Annotated in this window: 23 protein-coding genes and 2 pseudogenes; 4 read left to right on the top strand and 21 right to left on the bottom strand. The window is 68.8% G+C overall.

Features of this window, described 5'->3' with window-relative positions; translation table 11 throughout:
• Positions 1-40: 40 nt before the first annotated feature.
• The 7 genes and pseudogenes from ACSSVZ_RS08385 to ACSSVZ_RS08355 form a co-directional block, all read right to left on the bottom strand.
• A pseudogene (locus tag ACSSVZ_RS08385) lies at positions 41-346 on the bottom strand (MerR family transcriptional regulator); the annotation flags it as partial.
• Between the two features lie 13 nt (positions 347-359).
• Complete coding sequence (locus ACSSVZ_RS08380) at positions 360-677, bottom strand: integration host factor subunit alpha (RefSeq protein WP_453969353.1); 318 nt, start codon at positions 675-677, stop codon at positions 360-362.
• Positions 678-821: 144 nt separating this feature from the next.
• The gene (locus ACSSVZ_RS08375; RefSeq protein WP_453969352.1) at positions 822-1,799 is read right to left on the bottom strand and encodes a beta-ketoacyl-ACP synthase III; all 978 of its coding nucleotides are present in this window, start codon (positions 1,797-1,799) and stop codon (positions 822-824) included.
• Positions 1,796-2,863, bottom strand: coding sequence for a phosphate acyltransferase PlsX (gene plsX, locus ACSSVZ_RS08370; protein WP_453969351.1), 1,068 nt, complete (start codon positions 2,861-2,863; stop codon positions 1,796-1,798). Before plsX ends, ACSSVZ_RS08375 begins: the two co-directional genes overlap by 4 nt.
• 26 nt (positions 2,864-2,889) lie before the next feature.
• On the bottom strand, positions 2,890-3,057 hold the full coding sequence (locus ACSSVZ_RS08365) for a hypothetical protein (RefSeq protein ID WP_453969350.1): 168 nt from the start codon (positions 3,055-3,057) through the stop codon (positions 2,890-2,892).
• Between the two features lie 191 nt (positions 3,058-3,248).
• Complete coding sequence (locus ACSSVZ_RS08360; protein ID WP_453969349.1) at positions 3,249-3,788, bottom strand: YceD family protein; 540 nt, start codon at positions 3,786-3,788, stop codon at positions 3,249-3,251.
• Complete coding sequence (locus tag ACSSVZ_RS08355; protein ID WP_453969348.1) at positions 3,785-4,336, bottom strand: ubiquinol-cytochrome C chaperone family protein; 552 nt, start codon at positions 4,334-4,336, stop codon at positions 3,785-3,787. Before ACSSVZ_RS08355 ends, ACSSVZ_RS08360 begins: the two co-directional genes overlap by 4 nt.
• Between ACSSVZ_RS08355 and ACSSVZ_RS08350 the strand changes: the two genes are divergently transcribed.
• The gene (locus ACSSVZ_RS08350; protein WP_453969347.1) at positions 4,335-4,880 is read left to right on the top strand and encodes an outer membrane protein assembly factor BamE; all 546 of its coding nucleotides are present in this window, start codon (positions 4,335-4,337) and stop codon (positions 4,878-4,880) included. The two genes, ACSSVZ_RS08355 and ACSSVZ_RS08350, sit on opposite strands and share 2 nt — an antisense overlap.
• A gap of 242 nt (positions 4,881-5,122) precedes the next feature.
• Here the strand turns inward: ACSSVZ_RS08350 and ACSSVZ_RS08345 are convergent, their stop codons facing one another.
• The 10 genes from ACSSVZ_RS08345 to ACSSVZ_RS08300 form a co-directional block, all read right to left on the bottom strand.
• Positions 5,123-7,252, bottom strand: coding sequence for a sodium-translocating pyrophosphatase (locus tag ACSSVZ_RS08345; protein WP_453969346.1), 2,130 nt, complete (start codon positions 7,250-7,252; stop codon positions 5,123-5,125).
• Positions 7,253-7,405: 153 nt separating this feature from the next.
• Positions 7,406-8,620 (bottom strand): MFS transporter, encoded by a 1,215-nt coding sequence (locus ACSSVZ_RS08340; RefSeq protein ID WP_453969345.1) that lies wholly within the window; start codon positions 8,618-8,620, stop codon positions 7,406-7,408.
• Positions 8,621-8,731: 111 nt separating this feature from the next.
• Positions 8,732-9,730 (bottom strand): thiamine-phosphate kinase, encoded by a 999-nt coding sequence (gene thiL / locus ACSSVZ_RS08335; protein WP_453969344.1) that lies wholly within the window; start codon positions 9,728-9,730, stop codon positions 8,732-8,734.
• Complete coding sequence (gene nusB / locus ACSSVZ_RS08330; protein WP_453969343.1) at positions 9,727-10,242, bottom strand: transcription antitermination factor NusB; 516 nt, start codon at positions 10,240-10,242, stop codon at positions 9,727-9,729. Before nusB ends, thiL begins: the two co-directional genes overlap by 4 nt.
• An 8-nt stretch (positions 10,243-10,250) precedes the next feature.
• Positions 10,251-10,703 carry a 6,7-dimethyl-8-ribityllumazine synthase gene (ribH, locus tag ACSSVZ_RS08325; protein WP_453969342.1) on the bottom strand — a complete coding sequence of 151 codons (453 nt, stop codon included), beginning with the start codon at positions 10,701-10,703 and terminating at the stop codon, positions 10,251-10,253.
• Between the two features lie 181 nt (positions 10,704-10,884).
• Positions 10,885-11,511 carry a riboflavin synthase gene (locus tag ACSSVZ_RS08320; RefSeq protein ID WP_453969341.1) on the bottom strand — a complete coding sequence of 209 codons (627 nt, stop codon included), beginning with the start codon at positions 11,509-11,511 and terminating at the stop codon, positions 10,885-10,887.
• 44 nt (positions 11,512-11,555) lie between these two features.
• The gene (gene ribD, locus ACSSVZ_RS08315) at positions 11,556-12,647 is read right to left on the bottom strand and encodes a bifunctional diaminohydroxyphosphoribosylaminopyrimidine deaminase/5-amino-6-(5-phosphoribosylamino)uracil reductase RibD (protein ID WP_453969340.1); all 1,092 of its coding nucleotides are present in this window, start codon (positions 12,645-12,647) and stop codon (positions 11,556-11,558) included.
• Between the two features lie 56 nt (positions 12,648-12,703).
• Positions 12,704-13,186: a transcriptional regulator NrdR gene (gene nrdR, locus ACSSVZ_RS08310; protein ID WP_453969339.1), complete on the bottom strand. Its 483-nt coding sequence runs from the start codon at positions 13,184-13,186 to the stop codon at positions 12,704-12,706.
• A gap of 6 nt (positions 13,187-13,192) precedes the next feature.
• Entirely contained in the window at positions 13,193-14,512 is a 1,320-nt protein-coding gene (gene glyA, locus ACSSVZ_RS08305) for a serine hydroxymethyltransferase (RefSeq protein WP_453969338.1), read from the bottom strand.
• Between the two features lie 371 nt (positions 14,513-14,883).
• Positions 14,884-16,185 carry a L,D-transpeptidase family protein gene (locus tag ACSSVZ_RS08300; RefSeq protein ID WP_453969337.1) on the bottom strand — a complete coding sequence of 434 codons (1,302 nt, stop codon included), beginning with the start codon at positions 16,183-16,185 and terminating at the stop codon, positions 14,884-14,886.
• Between the two features lie 175 nt (positions 16,186-16,360).
• Between ACSSVZ_RS08300 and ACSSVZ_RS08295 the strand changes: the two genes are divergently transcribed.
• Entirely contained in the window at positions 16,361-17,167 is an 807-nt protein-coding gene (locus ACSSVZ_RS08295) for a DUF1295 domain-containing protein (RefSeq protein WP_453969336.1), read from the top strand.
• A 60-nt stretch (positions 17,168-17,227) separates the two neighbouring features.
• Here the strand turns inward: ACSSVZ_RS08295 and ACSSVZ_RS08290 are convergent, their stop codons facing one another.
• Positions 17,228-17,737 (bottom strand): MarR family winged helix-turn-helix transcriptional regulator, encoded by a 510-nt coding sequence (locus ACSSVZ_RS08290; RefSeq protein ID WP_453969335.1) that lies wholly within the window; start codon positions 17,735-17,737, stop codon positions 17,228-17,230.
• 227 nt (positions 17,738-17,964) lie between these two features.
• Here ACSSVZ_RS08290 and ACSSVZ_RS08285 point away from each other — a divergent pair, with 227 nt between their 5' ends.
• Positions 17,965-18,723, top strand: coding sequence for a LysM peptidoglycan-binding domain-containing protein (locus ACSSVZ_RS08285; RefSeq protein WP_453969334.1), 759 nt, complete (start codon positions 17,965-17,967; stop codon positions 18,721-18,723).
• Positions 18,724-18,739: 16 nt separating this feature from the next.
• Positions 18,740-19,342 (top strand): CAP domain-containing protein, encoded by a 603-nt coding sequence (locus tag ACSSVZ_RS08280; RefSeq protein WP_453969333.1) that lies wholly within the window; start codon positions 18,740-18,742, stop codon positions 19,340-19,342.
• A 100-nt stretch (positions 19,343-19,442) separates the two neighbouring features.
• Here ACSSVZ_RS08280 and mmsB read toward each other — a convergent pair.
• The 3 genes and pseudogenes from mmsB to ACSSVZ_RS08265 all read right to left on the bottom strand — a co-directional run.
• Positions 19,443-20,369: pseudogene (gene mmsB, locus ACSSVZ_RS08275) on the bottom strand (3-hydroxyisobutyrate dehydrogenase); the annotation flags it as partial.
• Between the two features lie 101 nt (positions 20,370-20,470).
• Positions 20,471-20,884 (bottom strand): DUF6163 family protein, encoded by a 414-nt coding sequence (locus ACSSVZ_RS08270; protein ID WP_453969332.1) that lies wholly within the window; start codon positions 20,882-20,884, stop codon positions 20,471-20,473.
• Between the two features lie 64 nt (positions 20,885-20,948).
• Entirely contained in the window at positions 20,949-21,989 is a 1,041-nt protein-coding gene (locus ACSSVZ_RS08265) for an enoyl-CoA hydratase/isomerase family protein (protein WP_453969331.1), read from the bottom strand.
• Between the last annotated feature and the right edge of the window lie 148 nt (positions 21,990-22,137).

Below are 22,137 nucleotides of genomic sequence, written 5' to 3'. Positions count from 1 at the left end.
GCTTCAGCTTCGGCGGCGGCGCCTCGACGGGCGTGTTGGCGTCTGCCTCGCCGCGACCGATCGCGGCCACGTGCTTCGGGCCCTGCTCGCGCAGCACCTTCTGGACGCCGCGGATGGTCAGGCCTTCGGAGTAAAGGAGATGGCGGATGCCGCGCAGCAGCTCGACATCCTGCGGCCGGTAGAAACGGCGCCCGCCGGCGCGCTTCATCGGCTTGATCTGTCCGAACCGGGTTTCCCAGAAGCGTAGGACGTGCTGCGGCAGGTCGAGGTCGCCCGCGACCTCGCTGATCGTCCGATAGGCCTCGGGTCCCTTTTGATCGCTACCGGCGCTCACAGGCTCCGCCATCGGTTGATCGCTCTTATTTCGCCGGCACCTCGCCGGCCAACGAGTCGTTGATCTTCTTTTTCAAGACGTTCGACGGCTTGAAGACCATGACACGCCGCGGCGCGATCGGCACTTCCTCGCCGGTCTTCGGATTCCGGCCGACGCGTTCGCCCTTCTCCCGAATGGCGAACGTCCCGAACGACGACAGTTTTACTGGGTCCCCGTTGACCAGGGTCTCGGCGATTTCGTGGATGACCATTTCCACCAGGTCAGCGGACTCTGTACGCGAGAGACCGACCTTCTGGTAGACAGCCTCACACAGGTCCGCCCGCGTAACGGTCCGTCCCGCCATGGCCTCCTCGCCGAACTGGATTGGTCGGCGTGCGACAGGGCACCCGACAGACAACCGCAAGGTATTGCGCTGCGCAACGGCGGTCAACCGCGCAAGTCCATGACAGGGATCAGAAACCGCCGTTGCGACGTTTATTCCGCGCGCTCACCAGCGCACCAGCACGGCGCCCCAGGTAAACCCGCCGCCCATCGCCTCGAGCAGCACCAGATCGCCCCGCTTGATGCGGCCGTCCTTGACGGCGACGTCGAGGGCGAGCGGGATCGACGCGGCCGAGGTGTTGCCGTGCCGGTCGACCGTCGAGACGACCTTCTCCTCGGGGATGCCGAGCTTGCGGGCCGACGCGTCGATGATGCGCTTGTTGGCCTGATGGGGAACGAACCAGTCGATGTCGTCCGCGCTCGTGCCGGTCTGCTCGAACACCGACTCGATGACGTCGGTGATCATCGCGACGGCATGCTTGAAGACTTCGCGTCCCTGCATCCTCAGATGCCCGACCGTCTGCGTCGAGGACGGTCCGCCGTCGACGTAGAGCTTGTCCTTGTGGCGCCCGTCCGAGCGCAGCTTGCTGGCCAGCACGCCACGGTCCGCGACCGTCCCCTCGCCCTCCCGGGCCTCCAGAACCACGGCTCCGGCACCGTCGCCGAACAGCACGCAGGTGGTGCGGTCTTCCCAGTCGAGGATGCGCGAGAAGGTCTCCGCGCCGATCACCAGCGCGCGCTTCGCAAGGCCGTTCTGCAAATAGGCGTCGGCGGTCGTCAGCGCGAACACGAAGCCCGAGCAGACGGCCTGCAGGTCGAAGGCCATGCCGCCGACGATGCCGAGCCGTTCCTGGACGGTGACGGCCGAGGCGGGAAAGGTGTTATCGGGGGTCGCGGTCGCCAGGATGATCAGGTCGATCGTGTCCGGGGCGACGTCCGCGTCTGCGAGCGCCCGCTGCGCGGCGCGAAACGCCAGATCCACGGTCGTCTCGTCGGGCGCGGCGATCCGCCGTTCCCGGATGCCGGTCCGCTGCAGGATCCATTCGTCCGAGGTGTCGACCATGACCGCAAGGTCGGCGTTGGTCAGCACGCGATCCGGAAGCGCGCTACCGCACCCCAACACCACCGAGCGGGTACAACTCACGTGGCGGCCTCCTTCCCGCGGTCCGCCAGCACGGCCTCTCCGGACGCGTGGTAAGCCCCCAGGTCCTTGGCAATGTGATGCATCAGATCGTTCCTGACCATGTCGTAGGCGAGTTCGACGGCAGCGGCGAAGCCCTCCGCATCGGTGCCGCCGTGGCTCTTGATCACCAGGCCGTTGAGGCCGAGGAAGACGCCGCCGTTGACCTTGCGGGGATCCATCTTCTCCTTCAGCCGCTCGAAGGCCGGTCTTGCCAGCAGGTAGCCCAGCTGGGCCTGGATGGTCCGGCTCATGGCGCTGCGCAGGTACTCCGAGATCTGCCGGGCGGTGCCTTCGGCGGTCTTCAGCGCGATGTTGCCGGAGAAGCCTTCGGTGACGACGACGTCGACCGTGCCCTTGCCGAGGTCATCGCCCTCGACGAAGCCGAAATAGTCGATGGAAGCGAGGTCGGCCTCACGCAGCATCCGGCCGGCGGCCTTGATCTCCTCGAGCCCCTTCACCTCCTCCACACCGACGTTGAGAAGGCCCACCGTCGGGCGCTCGATCCCGAACACGGCGCGGGACATCGCGCCGCCCAGGATGGAGTAGTCGATGAGCTGCTGGGCGTCCGCACCGATGGTCGCGCCGACGTCGAGCACGATGGACTCGCCGCGGATCGTCGGCCAGATCGCGGCAATCGCCGGGCGCTGGATGTTCGGCATCGGGCGCAGGCAGAATTTCGCCATCGCCATCAGCGCGCCGGTGTTGCCCGCCGACACCACGGCGCCCGCGTCCCCGCTCTTGGCGGCCTCCAGCGCCTTCCACATGCTCGACTTCCAGCGGCCCTGGCGCAGGGCCTGGCTGGGCTTGTCGTCCATGCTGACGGAGACTTCGCAGTGATGCACGGCGCTTGCCGCGGCGAGCCGGGGCAGCTTGGCCATGATGGGCTCGAGGCGCGGAAGCTCGCCGAAGATCTCGTAGCGGATCTCCGGGCATCGCTGCAGCGCGATCTCGGCTCCGGGAAGCACCACTTCGGGGCCCCCGTCGCCACCCATGGCATCGAGCGAGAGCGTGACGGTTTTCGCCATTGCCTTGTTGGACCTAGGGTCTGTTTTCATGCACGACGGACGACCGCGTCGATGGAGGGAAGCGCCAGATAGTGTGCCCAGACCGCCCCCTCGGCGCCCGCGAAAGCCCCGAGGCGGCCCGCATCGACCGGCGCGGCGCCCCGGATGAGCGCCGACGGCCGTCCGTTGCGCTCGTCGATGGTGATCGCCCGCATCGCCACGCTCCTCGCTTCTGGCTGGACGGACAATGCTCTGCCCGACGTCTCGGTAGCCGTCTTTTTCGTGCCGGCCAAGTGCCGGCCGGATGTGTCGCGGCGGTCGATTGCTGCCGTCCCGAGTGGCCGCAGGACAATACCCTTTTCGTCTTTCCGTACAACCACATTCTGCCCGCAGGACGGAGCGCCCATCATTCCTCCCGACGGCGTTTCAGTTGCTCGAGAACGGCGAACGGAGAGGGTTCCTCTTCGTCGTCTTCCTCCTCCTCGACCTCCAGATCGAGGCTGGCGCCCGGGGCGCGCGGATAGAGATCGATGCCCAGCGCGACGTGCTCGGCGGCGATGGCGCCGAGGTCCAGCGAGTCGCCGTCGAACACCTCGGGCGGATCCTCGCCGGTCGGGTCGATGGAGATCTCCTTGCCCTGGCTGCGGATGCGCATCGACGGCTGGAAGTGAAGGTCGATCTCCTCCTCCACCCGCTGGACGAGCGGCTCCAGGGTGACGACGCAGGGCTGCGTGACCGACGCGACGACCGTGCCGCTCACCGACAGTCCGTCGCGGCGCCATGGCTTGACGGACAGCACGGCCTCCAGCGAGTTCACCGCTGCGATGTCGTAGATTTCTGCCAGCGCCTTGCGTTCGCTTTCGTCGGCACTGAGCTTTACCGTCACACCGGCCTGGGGAACCTCATCGACCGATATGGGATGGCTGAGCGGAAACGTCCCCGTCATCCGTCCTGTCCTTGTTGCGCGTCATCCGGTACGGGCCAATCGACCCGCCCAGCCTCGATATCGGATGTCGCCTGAGAAGCCAATCGCTCCGCGCATTCCAACGCATAGGCCGCCAGACGGTTCGCCTCGCCGGGATGAGAGTCGCCGGCGAACGCGTTGCGGTCGATCGCGGCCGCGAGAACCGCCAGGTCGCGGTCCGCCAGCGGCGGCCGGAACGCATCGAATCGCCCGTAGACCGAGCGCCCGATCTTCTTCATGCGCTTGCCGACGGACATGTCGCCAACGCCCATTTCGCGCAGGTTGCGATCCATGTCCTTGAGGAAAAAGTCGAAAACGTCCTGCCCGACCGCCGATATCGCCTTGTCTTCGCCCCTCAGGCGTTCGATGACGAGCACGAGATGCAGCATGAGCATCTCAAAACGTCCATCGATGGTATCGGGGACGGCCCAGTCGCGATAAAAGACCGGTTGCCGCGCCTGTGCCACGATCGACAGATAGAGCGGCCCGACGTCAACACCCTTGCGACGATTGAAAAATCCGAAAACCATGTTCCGTACACGTGCCGATGTTTCCGACGCTTCTCAGGCCCTGATGGACCCGACCTTGCGCACCTCATCCAAATCCCGTTGCCGGGCCGATCGTACCGCGTCCCGCGCGCTCCCCATCACCCGGGCAGGCCTGGCGGCGCTTCTTCTCGTCGTAGGCCTGTCCGGGTGCGGCACGTCCGAAACGTTCGTTCACGGCCAGAAAATCACCCAGGAGCAGTTGCAGCAGGCGCCTGTCGGCGCAAGCCGCGAGCAGGTGGAACTCGCGCTCGGCACCCCGTCGACGACGGGCGTGACCAACAACGAGGTGTTCTACTACATCTCACAGACGGAGGTGCAACCGGTTCGCTTCCTCAATCCCCGCATCGTCGACCGCCGCATCCTCGCGGTCTACTTCGATTCCGACGGGCGGGTGCGCGAGATCGCCGAGTACGGCCTGAAGGACGGCAAGGTGTTCGACTTCATCGCCCGCAAGACCCCGACGACCGGCGAAGACCTCGGCTTCGTCTCGCAGGTCCTGAAGGGCGTGCTGCAGCCGTCGCTGTAGGGCATTTCCGGCTCGGATCCATACGATCCGAACGTCTGCAGGCGAACCGGAGACCGGTTCGCCGTCCGTGAACACGACAGGGCGACGGCGCGCCATCGCGCGGCGCGACCGTCCGGCACGGCGCGCGAATCGAGTGCTTCGATTCCCCTCCCCGCACGAAAACGCCCGCGGACGCGGGCGTTGTCGTTCGGGCCCTGCGTGGACCAGACGCGGCTCCCGGCAGGCCGGGAGCCGCGTCGGTCTCAGTGGGCGAGCACCGCGAGCAGCAGCAGTGCCACGATGTTGGTGATCTTGATCATCGGGTTCACCGCCGGACCGGCGGTGTCCTTGTAGGGATCACCCACCGTATCGCCCGTCACGGCCGCCTTGTGGGCCTCCGAGCCCTTGCCGCCGTAGTGCCCGTCCTCGATGTACTTCTTGGCGTTGTCCCAGGCGCCGCCGCCGGCGGTCATGGAGATCGCGACGAAGAGGCCGGTCACGATCACGCCCAGCAGCATCGCGCCGACGGCCGCAAAGGCGTTCGCCTTGCCGGCAATCGCCAGCACCAGGAAGTAGACGACGATCGGCGACAGCACCGGCAGCAGCGACGGCACGATCATCTCCTTGATCGCCGCCTTGGTCAGCATGTCGACCGCCCGCCCGTAGTCCGGACGCACGGTGCCTTCCATGATGCCCGGGTTCTCCTTGAACTGCCGGCGCACCTCCTCCACGACGGCCGCTGCGGCCCGCCCGACGGCGGTCATGGCGATGCCGGAGAACAGGAACGGCAGCAGGCCGCCGAAGAACAGACCGACCACCACGTACGGATTGACCAGCGAGAAATCGAGCTGACCGGGACCGATGTCGGCGAAGTACGGGTACTTGTCGGAGTTGGCGATGAAGAACTGGAGATCCTGGTTGTAGGCGGCGAACAGCACCAGCGCGCCGAGACCGGCCGAGCCGATCGCGTAGCCCTTGGTGACGGCCTTGGTGGTGTTGCCGACGGCGTCGAGCGCATCGGTGGTGACGCGCACTTCCGCCGGCAGATCCGCCATTTCCGCGATGCCGCCGGCGTTGTCGGTCACCGGACCGAACGCGTCGAGCGCCACCACCATGCCGGCCAGCGCCAGCATCGTCGTGACCGCGATGGCGATGCCGAACAGGCCGGCCAGCGAGTTGGTGACGATGATGCCGGCGATGATCACCAGCGACGGCAGCGCGGTCGCCTCCAGCGAGATGGCGAGCCCCTGGATCACATTGGTGCCGTGGCCGGTCTGCGACGCGGCCGCGATGGAACGCACCGGCCGGAAGCCCGTGCCGGTGTAGTACTCGGTGATCCAGACGATGAGGCCGGTGACCGCCAGCCCGGTGGCGCCGCAGAGGTAGAGCGCCAGCGGCGTGTAGGCGAGCCCCCCCGCGGTGGTCAGCGGCGTGGTCAGGCTGCCGAAGACCAGCCACGTCACCGGCAGCAGCACGATCAGCGAGAGCACCGCCGTGGTGATGAAGCCCCGGTAGAGGGCGCCCATGATCGACTGCTTGACGCCGAGCTTCACGAAGAAGGTGCCGATGATCGAGGTCACCACGCAGGCGCCGCCGATCGCCAGCGGATAGAGGGTGGCGCCGGCCAGCGTGTCGGTGCCGGCGAAGAAGATCGCGGCCAGCACCATGGTGGCCACCACCGTCACCGCGTAGGTCTCGAACAGGTCGGCCGCCATGCCGGCGCAGTCGCCGACGTTGTCGCCGACGTTGTCGGCGATGGTGGCCGGGTTGCGCGGGTCGTCCTCCGGGATGCCCGCCTCGACCTTGCCGACGAGATCGCCGCCGACGTCGGCGCCCTTGGTGAAGATGCCGCCGCCCAGCCGGGCGAAGATGGAGATTAGCGAGGCGCCGAAGCCAAGGGCCACGAGCGCGTCGATGACCACCCGGTCGCCGTTGGCATAGCCGAGGCCGGCCGTGAGGATCAGGTAGTAGACGGCCACGCCGAGCAGCGCGAGGCCGGCGACGAGCATGCCGGTGACCGCCCCCGACTTGAAGGCGATGTCGAGGGCCGCGGCGAGGCTGCGGCTCGAGGCCTGGGCCACGCGGACGTTGGCGCGCACCGAGACGAGCATGCCGATGAAGCCGGCGGCCGCCGACAGGATCGCGCCGATGGCGAAGCCGATCGCCACTGTGATGCCGAGCAGCAGGGCGACGATGATGAAGATCACGACGCCGACGATGGCGATGGTGGTGTACTGGCGGGTCAGATAGGCCTGCGCGCCTTCCTGAATTGCGCCGGCGATTTCTTGCATCCGTGGGCTGCCGGCATCAGCCGACATCACCGAACGAATCGCCCAGATGCCGTAGAGCACCGACAGCAACCCGCACAGAATTACGATCAGAACACCAACCATTCCGCTTCTCCCTGAGGCGCAGCCAGCCCCCCTTGGCGGCGCAGACGTTTTGTTTTGTTTTGGTTTTGGCACGCCGGAACGGCGGCGGGAGCGGCTTATTGGTGCCGGTCGCGGTGAAAGGCGTCAAGAGCACAACCGCTCGGTGACGCGTTTCTAGCTCAGGCGGTGGCGGCCGGTCAGCGTCAGCCAGGCCAGCGCCGCGATGGTCAGGCCCACCGCCGGGAACAGCATCCAGTTCACCATCTCCCATCCGGCGCCGTTGAGGATCTTGCCGGAGGAGAATGACGCCATCGCAACGACGCCGAAGACGCAGAAGTCGTTGGCGGCCTGGACGCGCGCCCGTTCCTCGGGGCGCTGGGCATCGGTCAGCATCGACGTCGCGCCGATGAAGCCGAAATTCCATCCCAGCCCGAGCAGGATCAGCGCCAGCCAGAAGTGCGCCACGGTGATGCCCAGCAGCGCGACGATGCCGGCCGCAAGCAGCAGCGACAGCCCGATCGAGGTGATGGTCTCTCGGCCGAACCGGGCGACCAGCGAGCCGGTGAAGAAGCTCGGACCGAACATGGCGATCACGTGCCACTGGATGCCGAGCGCCGCATCGTCCTGGCTGAGCCCGCACTGGACCATCGCCAGCGGCGCGGCGGTCATGACGAGGCTCATCAGCGCAAACGACGAGACGGCGCAGAGGATCGCGATCGCGATTCGCGGCTCCCGCAGGATCGTCAGCAGCGGCCGCCCGCCGCTAGCGCCCTTGTGGATGGACGGCTTCGGGATGGAGACGAACCCCAGGATCCCCATCGCCAGCACGCAGAGCACCGCCTGGGCGGCAAAGCCGCCGGCGAACTGGACCGGCGAGAACAGGTCGCGGGTGAGGATGATCGATTGCGGTCCGATGATGCCGGCCAGCACCCCGCCGGCCAGCACCCAGGAGATCGCCTTCGGCCGGAACCCGACGCTGGCGGTGTCGGCCGCGGCGAATCGGTACTGCTGCACGAACGCGGCCGAGAAGCCGGTCACCCAGGTCGCCAGGCAGAACAGCAGGAAATGCCCCGACAGGACCGCGAGGCAGGCCGAAAGCCCGCCCATCGCCCCGATGCCGGCGCCGACCAGGAAGCCGCCGCGGCGGCCGATCCAGCGCATCAGCAGCGCCGCCGGCACCGTGCCGCAGGCCGTCCCCAGCACCATGGTGGTGATCGGCAGGGTCGACAGGGACTTGTCGTCGCCGAGCAGATAGAAGCCCGCCAGACCCCCCGTCGCGATGGTGATCGAGGTCATCGCGCCGCCGATCGCCTGGGCGGCAGACAGCAGCCGCGCGTTGCGGCGCGCGAGCCCGTCGTCGATCAGATGGCTGGATGCGCTGGCGGTCATGGCGGCTCGAGCGTGGGGCGAAGGCACGGTGCCGGTCACCTGCGAGGGCGGCGGCGCGCCACAATGCGATGCCGGCCGGCAGAGAGGCAAGCGCCGCCCGTGCCCGCCCGGTCAGAAGTGGTGGAAGGATCCGGCGCCGAAGGCGAGCGGCGCGCCGTCGCGGCCCAGGATGCGCACGCCCTCGCCGTCCTCCACCGAGCCGATTTCCGTCACCGCCAGCCCCGCATCCCGCAGCTCGACCAGATAGGCGCCGACATATTCGGGCGGGACGGCGGCCACGATCTCGTAGTCGTCGCCGCCGCAGACGGCCAGTTCGAAGGCGGCGGGGTCGGCAGCGACCGCCTTTGAGACGGCGGTCGAGAGCGGGATCTGCGCCGCTTCCAGCCGCACCGCCACGCCCGATGCCTTGGCCATGCGCTGCATGTCGCCGACCAGGCCGTCCGAGACGTCCAGGGCTGCGTGGGCATAGCGGCGGACCGCCTGCGCGGCGGCGGTTCGGGGTTCCGGCATCAGGTATCGCGCTGCCAGATGCGCGCGGGCGTCGGGCGACAGCCGCCACGCATCGGCCTGGTCGGCGTTCTTGCGCAGGGCGAGCCCGAGGGCGGCGTCGCCGATCGTCCCGGTGACGAAGATGCGGTCGCCCGGCCTGGCGCCGGCCCGCCGCACGATGGCGCCTTCGGGCAGCCGTCCGAGCGCCGTGATCGACACGGTCAGGCCGCCGGAGGCCTTCAGCGTGTCGCCGCCCAGCAGCGTCACGCCGTAGCGCGCCTGGTCGGCGGCGAGTCCGCCGACGAACGCTTCGAGCCACTCGACCGTCCAGTCGTCCGGCAGCGCGAGCGCCATCAGGTAGCCGAACGGCTCGGCGCCCTTGGCGGCCAGGTCCGACAGGTTGACGCGCAACGCCTTCGCGGCGATCGCGGCGGGCGGATCGTCGGCGAAGAAGTGGATGCCGGCCGCCAGCGCGTCCTTGGTGAGGACGATGTCGGTGCGGCTCTTCGGGTGGACGATCGCCGCGTCGTCCTTCAGGCCGGCGGCCCCCGCATCGGTGGCGAGCGGCGCCAGATAGCGCTCGATGAGTTCGAACTCGCCGGGACGCTCCACCTCGCTCATGCCTTCTGGGGTCGCGGTGATCCGGACATCTCGGTGGGACGCATCTCACGTCCGATGCGATCGAGCACGCCGTTGACCATGCGCGGCTCGTCGCCGTCGAAGAACGCCTTGGCGACGTCGACATACTCGGTGATGATCACCCGGGCAGGCACGTCGGCGCGGCGCAGCAGCTCGTAGACGCCGCAGCGCAGCATCGCGCGGAGGGTGGCGTCCACCCGCTTCAGCGGCCAGTCGGCGGCGAGCGCCTCGTTCACCTTGGGGTCGATCTCGCGCTGGTCGTTCACCACCCCCGCGACGATGCCGCGGAACCAGGAGAGGTCGAGCGCCCGCCAGTCCGCGCCCTCGATGTCCTGCTTCAGCCGGAACAGCTCGAACTCGGCGATCACGTCGGCCACCGGGGCGCGGGTGATTTCCAGCTGGTAGAGCGCCTGCACGGCGGCGAGCCGGGCGACGCCGCGCTGGTTGGCGGGGCGTTCGGCGGGTTTGGAGTCGGATTGACCAGGCTTGGTCATCGTCTCGCTCATCCTCCGAACCGGGCGGCAAGCTCGTACATCGCCAGCGCCGCCTCGGCAGCGCTGCCGCCCTTGTTGCGGCGGTCGACGTGGGCGCGCTCCCAGGCCTGTTCGCCGGTCTCGACGGTCAGGATCCCGTTGCCGAACGGCACGCCGGTCTCGATCACCAGGCCCATGATGGCACGGTTCGATTCTCCGGCGACGATGTCGTAATGCCCGGTTTCGCCGCGGATGACGCAGCCGATCGCCACCACCAGGTCGAAGTCGAAACGCCCCTCTTCGGCCGCTGTCAGCGCCATCGACAGCGCCGACGGGATCTCCAGCACGCCGGGAACCTGGATGCGCTCGTAGGTGACGCCTCGGACGTCGAACACCTTCCGTGCGCCGTCGAACAGCGCGTCGGCGAGGTCGTCGTAGAACCTGGCCTCGATGATGAGGGCGTGGGGAGCGGTCTGGTTCATCGGTCACTGTGCCAATTGGGCCGCCCCGCCGGCAGGCGGAGGTTTCCTCGCGCCGCGGAGACGGTTGCAACGTCTTTTGCCTCAGGATGCCCGCCCCTCGTCCGGGACCGGGCACCCGTGATCAAATCGAGTGCAGAGACGAACCATGAGAGGCTGTCTTTGTCCAGTCGTCGGCTGCGGATCAGGTCTGCGTTTGTGGGGGCGCTGACGCTTCCTGCAGGCGCGCGACGTAGCGCGCCATCATGTCGACCTCGAGATTGACGGCATCGCCCGGGCGCGCGTCGCCCCAGGTGGTCACCTTCAAGGTGTGCGGGATCAGCATGACCGTGAAGACGTCGCCCGCCACCCCGTTGACCGTCAGCGACGTGCCGTCGAGGGCGACGGAGCCCTTTTCCGCGATGAAGCGCGACAGCGCCGGCGGCGCGCGGAACGCGAAGCGGGCCATATCGCCCTCGTCGGTGCGCTCCAGAAGCTCCGCGACCCCGTCGATGTGGCCGGTGACGATGTGGCCGCCCAGTTCGTCGCCCAGCGTCAGCGAGCGCTCCAGGTTGATCCGCGTGCCGGTCGTCCAGCGGCCGAGCGTCGAACGATCCAGCGTCTCCGGCGAGATGTCGACGGCGAAGCGCGACCCGCCGGTGTTGGTCGGCATGCACGCGGCCACCGTCAGGCAGACGCCCGAGCAGGCGATCGACGCGCCGATGGCGATCCCGTCGGCCGGATAGCGGCTCTCGATGGCGGCGCTGATCCCCGCCTCTGCGCGCGTGACGTCAGCCACCCGCCCCACGTCGGTGACAATCCCGGTGAACATCGCGTCGTGCCTCGTCGTTGGGTCTGCTGTCGCCGGGCCGTGGCCTAGCCGGCCCGCCAGAAATGGGTAACGCGATCGGCTCCCACCAGTCCGTCGTCGAGAACGCGGAAGGCCGGCGCCGTGAACACCGTGTCGGGCTCGATCCCGCCGAGCGCCGCCACGCCCCCCGCCCCGATCACCGTCGGCGCGCGGTAGAGGATCGCCTCGTCGACCAGGTCCGCCTCGACGAAGGAGCGCGCAACCCGCGCCCCGCCTTCGACGAGGATCGTGGTGAGCCCGCGGTCGGCGAGCCCTCGGAGAACGTCGTGGATGTCGAGCCGGCCCCCCGGGCGGATCAGCCGCGAGACCACCGTCGCGCCGGCCTCCGTCAGCGCGCTCACCCGGTCGCGCGGCGCGTCCGGCCCGACGACGACCCACAGCGGCGCCTCCAGGGCGGTCCGCACCAGCTTGCTCGTCAGCGGCAGCCGGGCGGCCGCGTCGAGGACGACCCGGACCGGCGACCGCGGCTCCAGGCCGGGCAGCCGGCAGGTCAGCAGCGGATCGTCGGCGAGCGCGGTGCCGATGCCGATCAGCACCGCATCGGTCTCCGCCCGCAGCATGCAGGTGCGCGCCTTCGCTTCCGGCCCCGAGATCGCCACCTGCCCGGCACCGTCGCGGCCGATCGCGCCGTCGGCGGAAATGGCCAGCTTGAGGCGGATGTGCGGACGGCCATCGACCATGCGGCGGATGTGGCCGGCGTGGTCGCGCCGCGCCTCCGCCGTCAGCACGCCGGAGGTGACCGCGATGCCGGCCGCCTCGATCCGCGCGAGGCCGCGCCCGAAGACCAGCGGATTGGGGTCATCGAGCGCGCTCACCACGCGTCCGACGCCGGCGTTGATCAGGGCGTTCGAACACGGGCCGGTGCGTCCGAAGTGGGCGCACGGCTCAAGGCTGACGTAACAGGTCGCGCCCCTGGCCGCCTCGCCCGCCGCGGCCAGCGCGCGCACTTCCGCGTGCGGGCGGCCGCCCACGTCCGTCCAGCCGCGGGCCACCACCACCGGCGTTCCGCCGTCGTGGCGGACGATCACGGTGCCCACGGCCGGGTTCGGCCAGGTGTGGCCTGCGTTGCGGCGGCCAATGGCCAACGCCGCGGCCATGAACCGCCGATCGAGATCTGCCTGCCGGTCGGCGCTCAACCCAGCCACCTGCGTCGTCACTGGTCCTGGGGAACCGGGTCGATGTCGTCCGGCTGCGCGAGTTCGCCGATGAACGCCTCGAAGTCCCGTGCTTCCCGGAAGTCCTTGTAGACCGACGCGAACCGCACGTAGGCCACGTCGTCGATCATCTTCAGCGCCGTCATCACCAGATTGCCGATCTCCTCGGCGGTGATCTCGCTCTCGCCAGAGCTCTCCAGCTGGCGGACGATGCCCGACACCATCTGCTCGACCTGCTCGGGCGGCGTCGGCCGCTTGCGCATCGCCACCTGCACCGAGCGCATCAGCTTGTCGCGGTCGAACGGCACCCGCCGGCCCGACCGCTTGATCACCGAAAGCTCGCGAAGCTGCACCCGCTCGAACGTGGTGAAACGCCCGCCGCAGGTCAGACAGACGCGACGCCGCCGGATGGCGGTGTCGTCTTCCGTCGACCGGGAGTCCTTGACCTGCGTTTCATCGCCGCCGCAATACGGGCACCGCATCGGGGCTCAGAGACCCTGATAGATCGGGAAGCGGTCGGTGAGCGCCCGGACCCGCTTGTTGACCTCCGCCTCGACCGCGCCGTTCTCGTCGCTGCCAGCCGCCGCCAGACCGTCGACCACCTCGGTGATCATCAGCCCGACCTCGCGGAACTCGGCGGTGCCGAAGCCGCGCGACGTCGCCGCCGGCGTGCCGAGCCGGATGCCGGAGGTGATCGTCGGCTTCTCCGGATCGTTCGGCACGCCGTTCTTGTTGCAGGTGATCCCGGCCCGCTCCAGGGCGGCTTCCGCCGCCTTGCCGGTGATGCCCTTCGGCCGCAGGTCCACCAGCATCAGGTGGGTGTCGGTGCCGCCGGAGACGATGTCGAAGCCGTTCTCGCGCAGCGTCTCGGCGAGCACCTTGGCGTTGTCCACCACCGAGCGCGCATAGAGCTTGAAGGACGGCTGCAGCGCTTCGCCGAAGGCGACCGCCTTGCCGGCGATGACGTGCATCAGCGGCCCGCCCTGCAGGCCCGGGAAGACGGCCGAGTTGATCTTCTTGGCGATGTCGGCGTCGTTGGTCAGCACGATGCCGCCGCGCGGCCCGCGCAGCGTCTTGTGGGTGGTCGAGGTGACCACATGGGCGTGCGGCAGCGGGCTCGGCACGACCCCGCCCGCGACGAGGCCCGCGAAGTGCGCCATGTCGACCATCAGGTAGGCACCGACCTCGTCGGCCACCGCCCGGAAGCGCTCGAAGTCGATGGTGCGCGAATAGGCGGAGCCGCCGGCGATGATGATCTTCGGCTTGTGCTCGCGCGCCTGCGCCTCGAGCTGGTCGTAGTCGATCAGTCCGGAGTTGTGGCCGACGCCGTACTGGATCGCGTTGAACCACTTGCCGGAGAGGTTCGGCCGCGCCCCGTGGGTGAGATGCCCGCCGGCGTCCAGGCTCATGCCGAGCACGGTGTCGCCGGGGCTGGCGAGCGCCAGCAGCACGGCCTGGTTCGCCTGGCTGCCGGAGTTCGGCTGCACGTTGGCGAACTGGCAGTCGAACAGCCGCGTCAGCCGCTCGATGGCGAGGTTCTCGGCGATGTCGACGTACTGGCAGCCGCCATAGTAGCGCCGGCCCGGATAGCCCTCGGCGTACTTGTTGGTCAGGATCGAGCCCTGCGCCTCCAGAACGGCGCGCGAGACGATGTTTTCCGAGGCGATCAGCTCGATCTCGTGCCGCTGGCGACCGAGCTCCTTCTCGATGGAGCCGAAGATCTCCGGGTCCGATTCGGACAGGGGCGCGGTGAAGAACCCTTCTTCACGGGTGTCGAAGGCGGCGGAGGGAGAGCTGCTTGTCGTCATGTTCTCATCTTCCGAGTCGAGGACCTGGATGGCGTCCGGAAAATCGAAAAACCGGCCGGATGGCCGGCTCCGGGCACATGCCCTAACTGACCAAGGGCGGATGCCCTCGTCGACGAATTGGGGGCCTGTTCGTTCGCGGGGGACCGGATGGTCGGGTCCGGCCGGCGAAGGCCGCGGTCCCGAGTGCGACACCCCCGCGCTCGCGCCGGACGATAGTGTCGGCGACGATGCATTGCAACAGCGGGCGCCTCCCGGCAGAGCGCCACCGCCCGTCCAGGCCGCCCCTCCGGACACGGGCGCCCAAAACGCGAAACGGCACCCCGGGGGGTGCCGCATCGTCCGTTCGACGTCTCGCAGGCTGTTCGGGCGGCTCAGCGCAGGGCCAAGCCTTCCGCGCCGTCGCGGTCGTAGATGTCCGGGCGGAAGTGCACCACCCCGTCGGCCGTCGACCAGGCGGTGATGTAGCTGAAGTAGACCGGCGTCTGGGTCTTCAGCGCCACGTCGAGGCGTTCGCCGGAGCGGATCGTCTCGTCCACCTGCGCCCGCGTCCAGCCGTTGTCCTGCAGCAGCCAGGTGATCAGCTCGCGGACGTTCTGCACGCGCACGCAACCCGACGAATGGAACCGGAAGTCCTGGCCGAACAGGTTCTTCGCCGGCGTGTCGTGCATGTACACTTGGTGGGTGTTGTGGAAGTTGATCTTCACGGTGCCCAGCGAGTTCCCCTCGCCCGGCTCCTGACGGAACATGTACTGGGCCGCCTCGTCGGTGTTCCAGTCGATCTCGGTCGGCTGCAACTCCTCCTCGGTGTTGCCCCAGCGGTAGATCTTGATCTTGTTGCGCGTGAGGTACTCCGGGTCTTCCTTCATCTTTGGGATCAGATCCTTCTTGATGATGGAGACCGGGACGGTCCAGTAGGGGCCGAAGTTCAGCTCGTAGATCTTGCTGGACAGGACCGGCGACGGCCGGTCGATCTTGCCCACCACCGCGGTGTGGCGCGAGCGCACGCGGCCGTTCTCGACCGCCTCGATCTCCGCCGCCGGAATGTTCACCATCACGTAGCGGGAGCCGAGATCGCCCGACATGGAGCGCACGCGCACCAGGTTGGTCTCGAGCTGGCGCAGGCGGGACTGGGCCGGGACGTTGAGGGCGGTCAGCGTGTTCTGGTCGACGACGCCGTCGGCGTTGAGGCCGTGGCGCAGCTGGAAGCGGCGCACCGCGGCATCGACGTAGGAATCGAACGTCTGGGCCGATCCGGCCGTCTGGCTCAGGTCACCCGAGATCATCAGGCGCTGACGCAGCACCTGGACGTTCTGGTTGCGGACGCCGAGGCGCAGCGTCGGCTCGCCCGGAGGCACCATCGGCCAGCCGCCCTGGGCGACGATCTGGTTGTAGCGCTGGATCGCCAGCTCGATATAGGACGCCGTTTCCGGCGACAGCGTCGGGGCGGACGACTTCACCGAACTCACGGCCGGCAGCGTCGCGTCGAAGCGATCGGCCCATTCGGCGCGCGACTTGTAGTCCTGCAGCGCCTGCAACGCGGACCCCTGCGCATGCGCCGGCTGGGGCGAAAGCCCTGCCAGAAGCGCCGATCCGGCCACAGCCACACCGGCGACGATCCGCATCGCCGCGCGATAGGCGGCTGATCCAGGCGTCCGAACCGCACGTACGGTCATTGTCAGTTCTCCAAGAAACGCAGCCGCACCCCAGTCGAAACACCCGATTGGGTTAACACGCGGAGGGTTAACAAACAACGATCGGACGCCTCGGGAGACCCGGCCCTCGGACATCACAACCCGGTGAAAAAACCGCAATCAGCGCAGTCGTAGCTTACCGGAACACGGAGGTTTGATGCCCGCTTCCCTCGGATTGATTCTGCTGACGACCTTCCTGAGTACGGCGCTGATGTTCACGCTGATGTGGCGAATTCATGTCGACGTCGGCGATGCCAGCGTCATCGACTACTACTGGGGGCCCGGCTTCGTCATCATCGCAGCCCTCGCCTTCTGGATGGGCCCGCCCGCCGGCGCGCTCCAGGCGGCGTTCCTGTTCGCGGTCATCGTCTGGGCCGCCCGCCTCACCCACTACGTCGTCCGCCGGCACCGGCGCGCACGGGCCGAGGACGGCCGATACCGACGCTTCCGCGCGCAGGGGGGCCCGGCCTTCTGGTGGAAGAGCCTGTTTTCCATCTTCCTGCTGCAGGCCGTGCTGCAGTGGCTGATCGCCATGCCGATCCTCGTCGCGATCGGCCTCGCCGCGGCGGTGCCGAACACCGCCGTCGTGGCGCTCGGCTTTGCCGCCTTCGCCATCGGCTTCGTCATCGAGGCCATCGCCGACGCCCAGCTGGCCGCCCACCGGAACGACCCGGCCCGGGCGGGCACGGTCCTCGACACCGGCCTGTGGGCCTGGAGCCGGCATCCCAACTATTTCGGCGAGGTGGTGCTGTGGTGGGGCCTGGCGATCGTCGCCTACGGCCTGTCGGGCAGCCTTTGGTCCTTCCTCGGGCCGGCGGTCCTCACCCTGGTGATCACCGCGGTCTCCCTCAAGCTGACCGAGGACCACGTGGCCGAGACAAGGACGGGCTTCGCCGCCTACAAGGCGCGCACCAGCGCCTTCCTGCCCTGGCCGCCGGCGGCCGCACGCAAGGCGCGGCTGTAACGGCAGGCGGCGCGCGCGAAGCCGGCCGCACCCGGGCCGCATCGACCCGGGCGGACGGCACTACATGCGGTAGAGGATCTGGTCCTGCCAGAAGCGGTCGAGGCGCTGCAGGGCGGTCGTCATCGCCTGCAGGTCCGACGGATCGATGGCGCTGATCGCGGTCATCGTGTGGATGTGGCGGTCGAACAGCGCCTCGACGATCGCCGCGATCTCCTGCCCCGTCTCCGTCAGCGTCAGCCGGACGGTGCGCTTGTCGCTGTCGGAGCGTTCCTGGCGGACCAGATCCTGCTCGACCAGCTTCTTGACGTTGTAGGAGACGTTGGAGCCGAGATAGTAGCCCCTGGTCTTCAGTTCGCTCGCCGTCACCGCGCTGTCGCCGATATAATAGATCAGCACCGCCTGGACGTTCGAGACATCGGTGCGGCCGAGGCGGTCGAACTCGTCCTTCACCACGTCGAGGAAGCGGCGATGAACGCGCTCCACGAGTTTCACGGCGTCGAGAAAGACCGGCTTCAGCTCGTCGGCGGAAAGGGCGGCCGGGCGCGCCGGCGCTCCGAATTGCATCGTCATCGTTGAGCCTCCTGTCGTGCCGCGCCGTCTTGGGTCGGGTGCGTGCAACAGGGCCAACCCTCGGCCGGCCGCGCTAAGGCCTCCTTAAGGGATAAGATGAATCGGGAGTGAATCATCAACTTGTGGCAATAAGGTCACGCCGACGTTCAGGAACTCCGGCCTTGTGGCGCCGTTCGCCTCACTGACCCATGTTCCGCCAAGATGCATCCCGTCAGGAGACGACCGACATGAAGCACCCCCTCCTCGCCTGCGGCCTCGCCGCCTGTCTCGTCGCCCCCGCCGTTCCGACGTTTGCCGCCGACTGCGGGTCCCAGACCGTGGTCGTCGAGGGCGAGACGCTGAGCGACGTCGCCGCCCGCTGCGACGTCACCGTCGACGAGATCACCGACGCCAACCCCGCGCTGGTTCCGGGCACGGTGCGGCCGGGCACCGAAATCGCGCTGCCGGGTCCGCTCGGCGGGGGCTGGACGGAACGGGCCAAGGGGGCGCTCCGCAGCGCCGGCGAGGAAATCCAGGACTCGGCCCAGCAGGCCGGCGACAGGATCCGCGACCTCAGCGGGCGCGCCAGCGAGGAGATCCGCGACGCCGCCGACCGGGCCGGCCAGTCGGTCTCCGACTACCTGAAGGACCATCCGGAACTCGACGCCAACCTGCGCGACGCCGGCGCCCGCGTCGGCATCCCCGGCGTCGAGGCCCCCAACGTCGCCGGTCCCGACATCATCGTCACCCCGGCCTCGGCCAGCCCGGGGGAAAGCGTCACCATCACCGCGAGCGGGCTTCCGGGCGGAACCGAGGTGACCATCGGCGCCGGCGCGCCCGAGACCGAGCCGGTGGTGATCGACACCGTCACCACCGCCGCCGACGGCACCCTGGAGGCCACCGTCGCGATGCCGGCGGGCGCCACCGCCGACAGCACGATGGTGTTCGTGGTGGAGACCAGCCGGGTGCGGCTCACCTCCGATCCGGTGACGGTGGACGGCCAGTGATCGCGCGGGTCCGCTGATGATCATGGATCCGCTTCGCGCCCGGCGCTTGCGTGTCCTGGTGCGCCTGCTCGCATCGTTCGCGGTCGCGGGCGTCGTCGCCGCGTGCGCCTCCGGCTCCGGCACCGCCAGCGCCGCCAGCAGCAACATCGAGACGCTGCGCGTCTACAGCCTGTCGCTGGTCAACCAGGAGCGGGCGAAGGCCGGCCTGCACCCGCTGGTCCTCGACGCCAAGCTCAGCGCCGCCGCCCAGGCCCACGCCGACGACATGCGGCGGCGCAACTACTACTCCCACGTCTCGCCGACCGGCGGCGAGCCGCCGGACCGCTACAAACGCGCCGGCGGCTCGCTCTACGGTCATTTCGCCGAGAACATCGCCCGCTGCTACAAGTGCGCGACGCCGGCCGACAAGGCCGCGGTGCGCCAGCTCCACGAGCAGTGGATGGGCAGCCCCGAGCACCGCAAGCACATCTTCAAGACCGACGTGACGATCTACGGCTTCGGCCTCGCCGAGACCGACCGGGGCAAGCACTACGCGGTGGAGGAGTTCTACGGTCCCGTCACCGAGGAGGACGTGCGGCGTGCCGGCGGCTTCATCCTGCACCAGGGCCCGGAAAAATAGGGGCCGAATCTCGCCGGAAAAAATCGTCTCGGATCAAGGGCTTGAGGTCGAAACTTCGTCCCAGCCGTCGCCGGATCCGCGCCCGAGTTCCGGCGGCGGCCTACTCGGCCTCGGCGCTGCCGCCGCGCAGGTATTCGATGATCGCCGAGAAGTCCCGGCCGGCCTGTCCGTCGGCGGCGAACAGCGTGTAGAGCTGCTGGGCGCCGGCGCCCAGCGGCGTCGCCGTCCCGGTGGTGCGCGCCGCCTCCTGGGCGAGGTTCAGGTCCTTCAGCATCATCGCCCCGGTGAAGCCCGCCTGGTAGTCGCGGTTGGCCGGCGAGGTGGGGACCGGCCCGGGCACCGGGCAGTAGGTCGTCAGCGACCAGCACTGGCCCGACGCCTTGGAGGAGATGTCGAACAGCGCCTGGCGGTCGAGGCCGAGCTTGTCGGCCAGGTTGAACGCCTCCGACACGGCGATCATCGAGATCCCCAGCACCATGTTGTTGCAGATCTTGGCGGCCTGCCCGTTGCCGGCGCCGCCGGCGTGCACCACGGTCTTGCCCATCAGCTCGAGGAACGGCTTCGCCGCCTCGTACGCCTCCGGCGTGCCGCCCACCATGAAGGTCAGCGTCCCCGCCTCCGCCCCGCCGACGCCGCCCGACACCGGCGCATCGACCATGGCGATCCCGGCCTGCTCCGCCCGGTCGGCAACCAGCCGGGACGTCTCCACGTCGATGGTCGAGCAGTCGATGAGGATCGTGTCGGGACGCGCCTGGGCGACGATCCCCTCGTCGCCGAGATAGATCGAGCGCACGTGCTGGCCGGCCGGCAGCATGGTGATGATCGCGTCCGCCTCGCCCGCCACCTCGACGATCGACGCGGCCCTGCGGCCGCCGGCGTCGGCGAACCGGCTGAGCGCGGCTTCGTTGAGGTCGATGCCGGAGACGGTGTGGCCAGCCTTCAGGAGATTGGCCGCCATCGGGCCGCCCATGTTTCCCAGTCCGATGAAGCCGATCCGAGCCATGCCTGTGCGTCTCCTCGCAGATTGTCTCGTTCGCCGGGGCCGGCGGTCACCGCCCCGCCCCGATCGCGCCCTGAAAGACCATCCATATCAACGGACTGGAGCAACTTCCTCGCAAAGCCCGGGCGTCAGCGCGGGTCTTCGCGCTCCACCATTACCGCCAGCCCGATATAGACCATGACCGTCAGCACGTTGGCGCCGACCACCAGCATGCCGGATCCGAACAGGTCCGTCAGCACCGTGTGGCAGAGGATCTGGCTGGTGGCGGCGAGGATCCAGAGCACCGTGCCCCACGACACCGTCAGCCACATCCCCACCCCGGCCACGAGGCTGAGGACGGCGAAGTAGACGACCGCGATCTGCAGCTCGACCTGGAGGTCCCAGAACCAGACGCCGCGGACCTGCAGCACGCCGACGATGCGGGCCCAGTCCACCGTCCCGGTGGCCATCCACGCGACGCCGAGCGCGCGCATGTACCAGGTCATGGCGGTGCGCCAGCTGAACTTCGCCGTCTCGACCCTGAGGCCCTCGATATCGATCATCCGTCGTTACGCACTCTTCTGTCGGCCCTCCCGGCCGTCGGGTGCCGCCCGGGGCGCACCGCGCTCAGTCAAAGGCGAGCTCCCCCTCGGGGAGCGGCTCGAAATGCGCGGAAATCACGGCGGGATCAAGGTCCTCGACCCGGCCCGGCTGCCAGCGCGGCGTCCCGTCCTTGTCCACCAGCACCGACCGCACGCCCTCGTAGAAGTCCGCGTGCTGGAGGATGCGCGACACGATGCGGTACTCCATCGCCATGCACTCCTCGAACGACAGGTCGCGGGCGCGGCTGATCTCGTCGAAGGTGATCGCCAGCGAGCTGGGGGCGCGGGCGCGCAGCGTCTCCAGCGTCTCGCGAGCCCATTTCATGCCGGCATCGGCGTGGACCAGGGCGGCGAGTATCTCGTCCAGGCTGGGCTTCGCAAAGAAGTGGTCGATGTCGCTCTGGAGTTCCTGCAGCGGCGAGAGGTCCAGCGCGACGCTGGCCTCGGCGAGCGTTCCTTCCAGATCGCCCCCGGCGAGCAGGCGCTCCAGGATGCCGCCGATCGCGCCCGCTTCGACCGCATGGGTCGCCAGGCCGGCCCACAGGCAGTCCGCCTGGCCGAGCCGGGCCGCCGTCAGGCCGGCGTACAGCCCGCTGTGGCCCGGCATCCGCGACAGGATGTAGGAGCCGCCCACGTCGGGAAAGAAGCCGATCCCCGTCTCCGGCATGGCAAACACGGTGCGCTCGGTGGCGACCCGGTGCGACCCGTGCACCGAAATACCGACGCCGCCGCCCATGCAGATGCCGTCGATGAGCGCGACGTAGGGCTTGGGAAAGCGCTTGATCAGCACGTTCAGGCGATACTCGTCGCGGAAGAACGACACCGCCTCCGCGTATCGCTCGCGGCCCGTCGCCCAGATGTAGCGGATGTCGCCCCCGGCGCAGAACGCCCGGTCGCCCGCCGCCGTCACGATCACCTGGCGGACCTGCGGATCGCTCGCCCACTCCCTGAGGGTCGCGTAGAGCGCGCGCACCATGTCGTGGGTCAGCGCGTTCAGGGCCGTGGGACGGTTGAGGATCACAAGCCCGGTGTTGCCGTGCCTCTCGAAGACGACTTCGTCGCTCATCCTGCCCCGAATTCGTTGCTCGCGCGCGCCGCGCCCCTGCATCTCCCTACCGTGAATCGACCTTCGCTGGCAAAGCGCAACATTGCGTCGCGGCCAAGCCCTTGGACCCGCGGCTCGAACGGGCCTAATAAGGCGCACCGGACGACGG

Source organism: Amorphus sp. MBR-141 (assembly GCF_053628695.1).
This window is presented reverse-complemented; position numbering and strand designations above follow the sequence as displayed.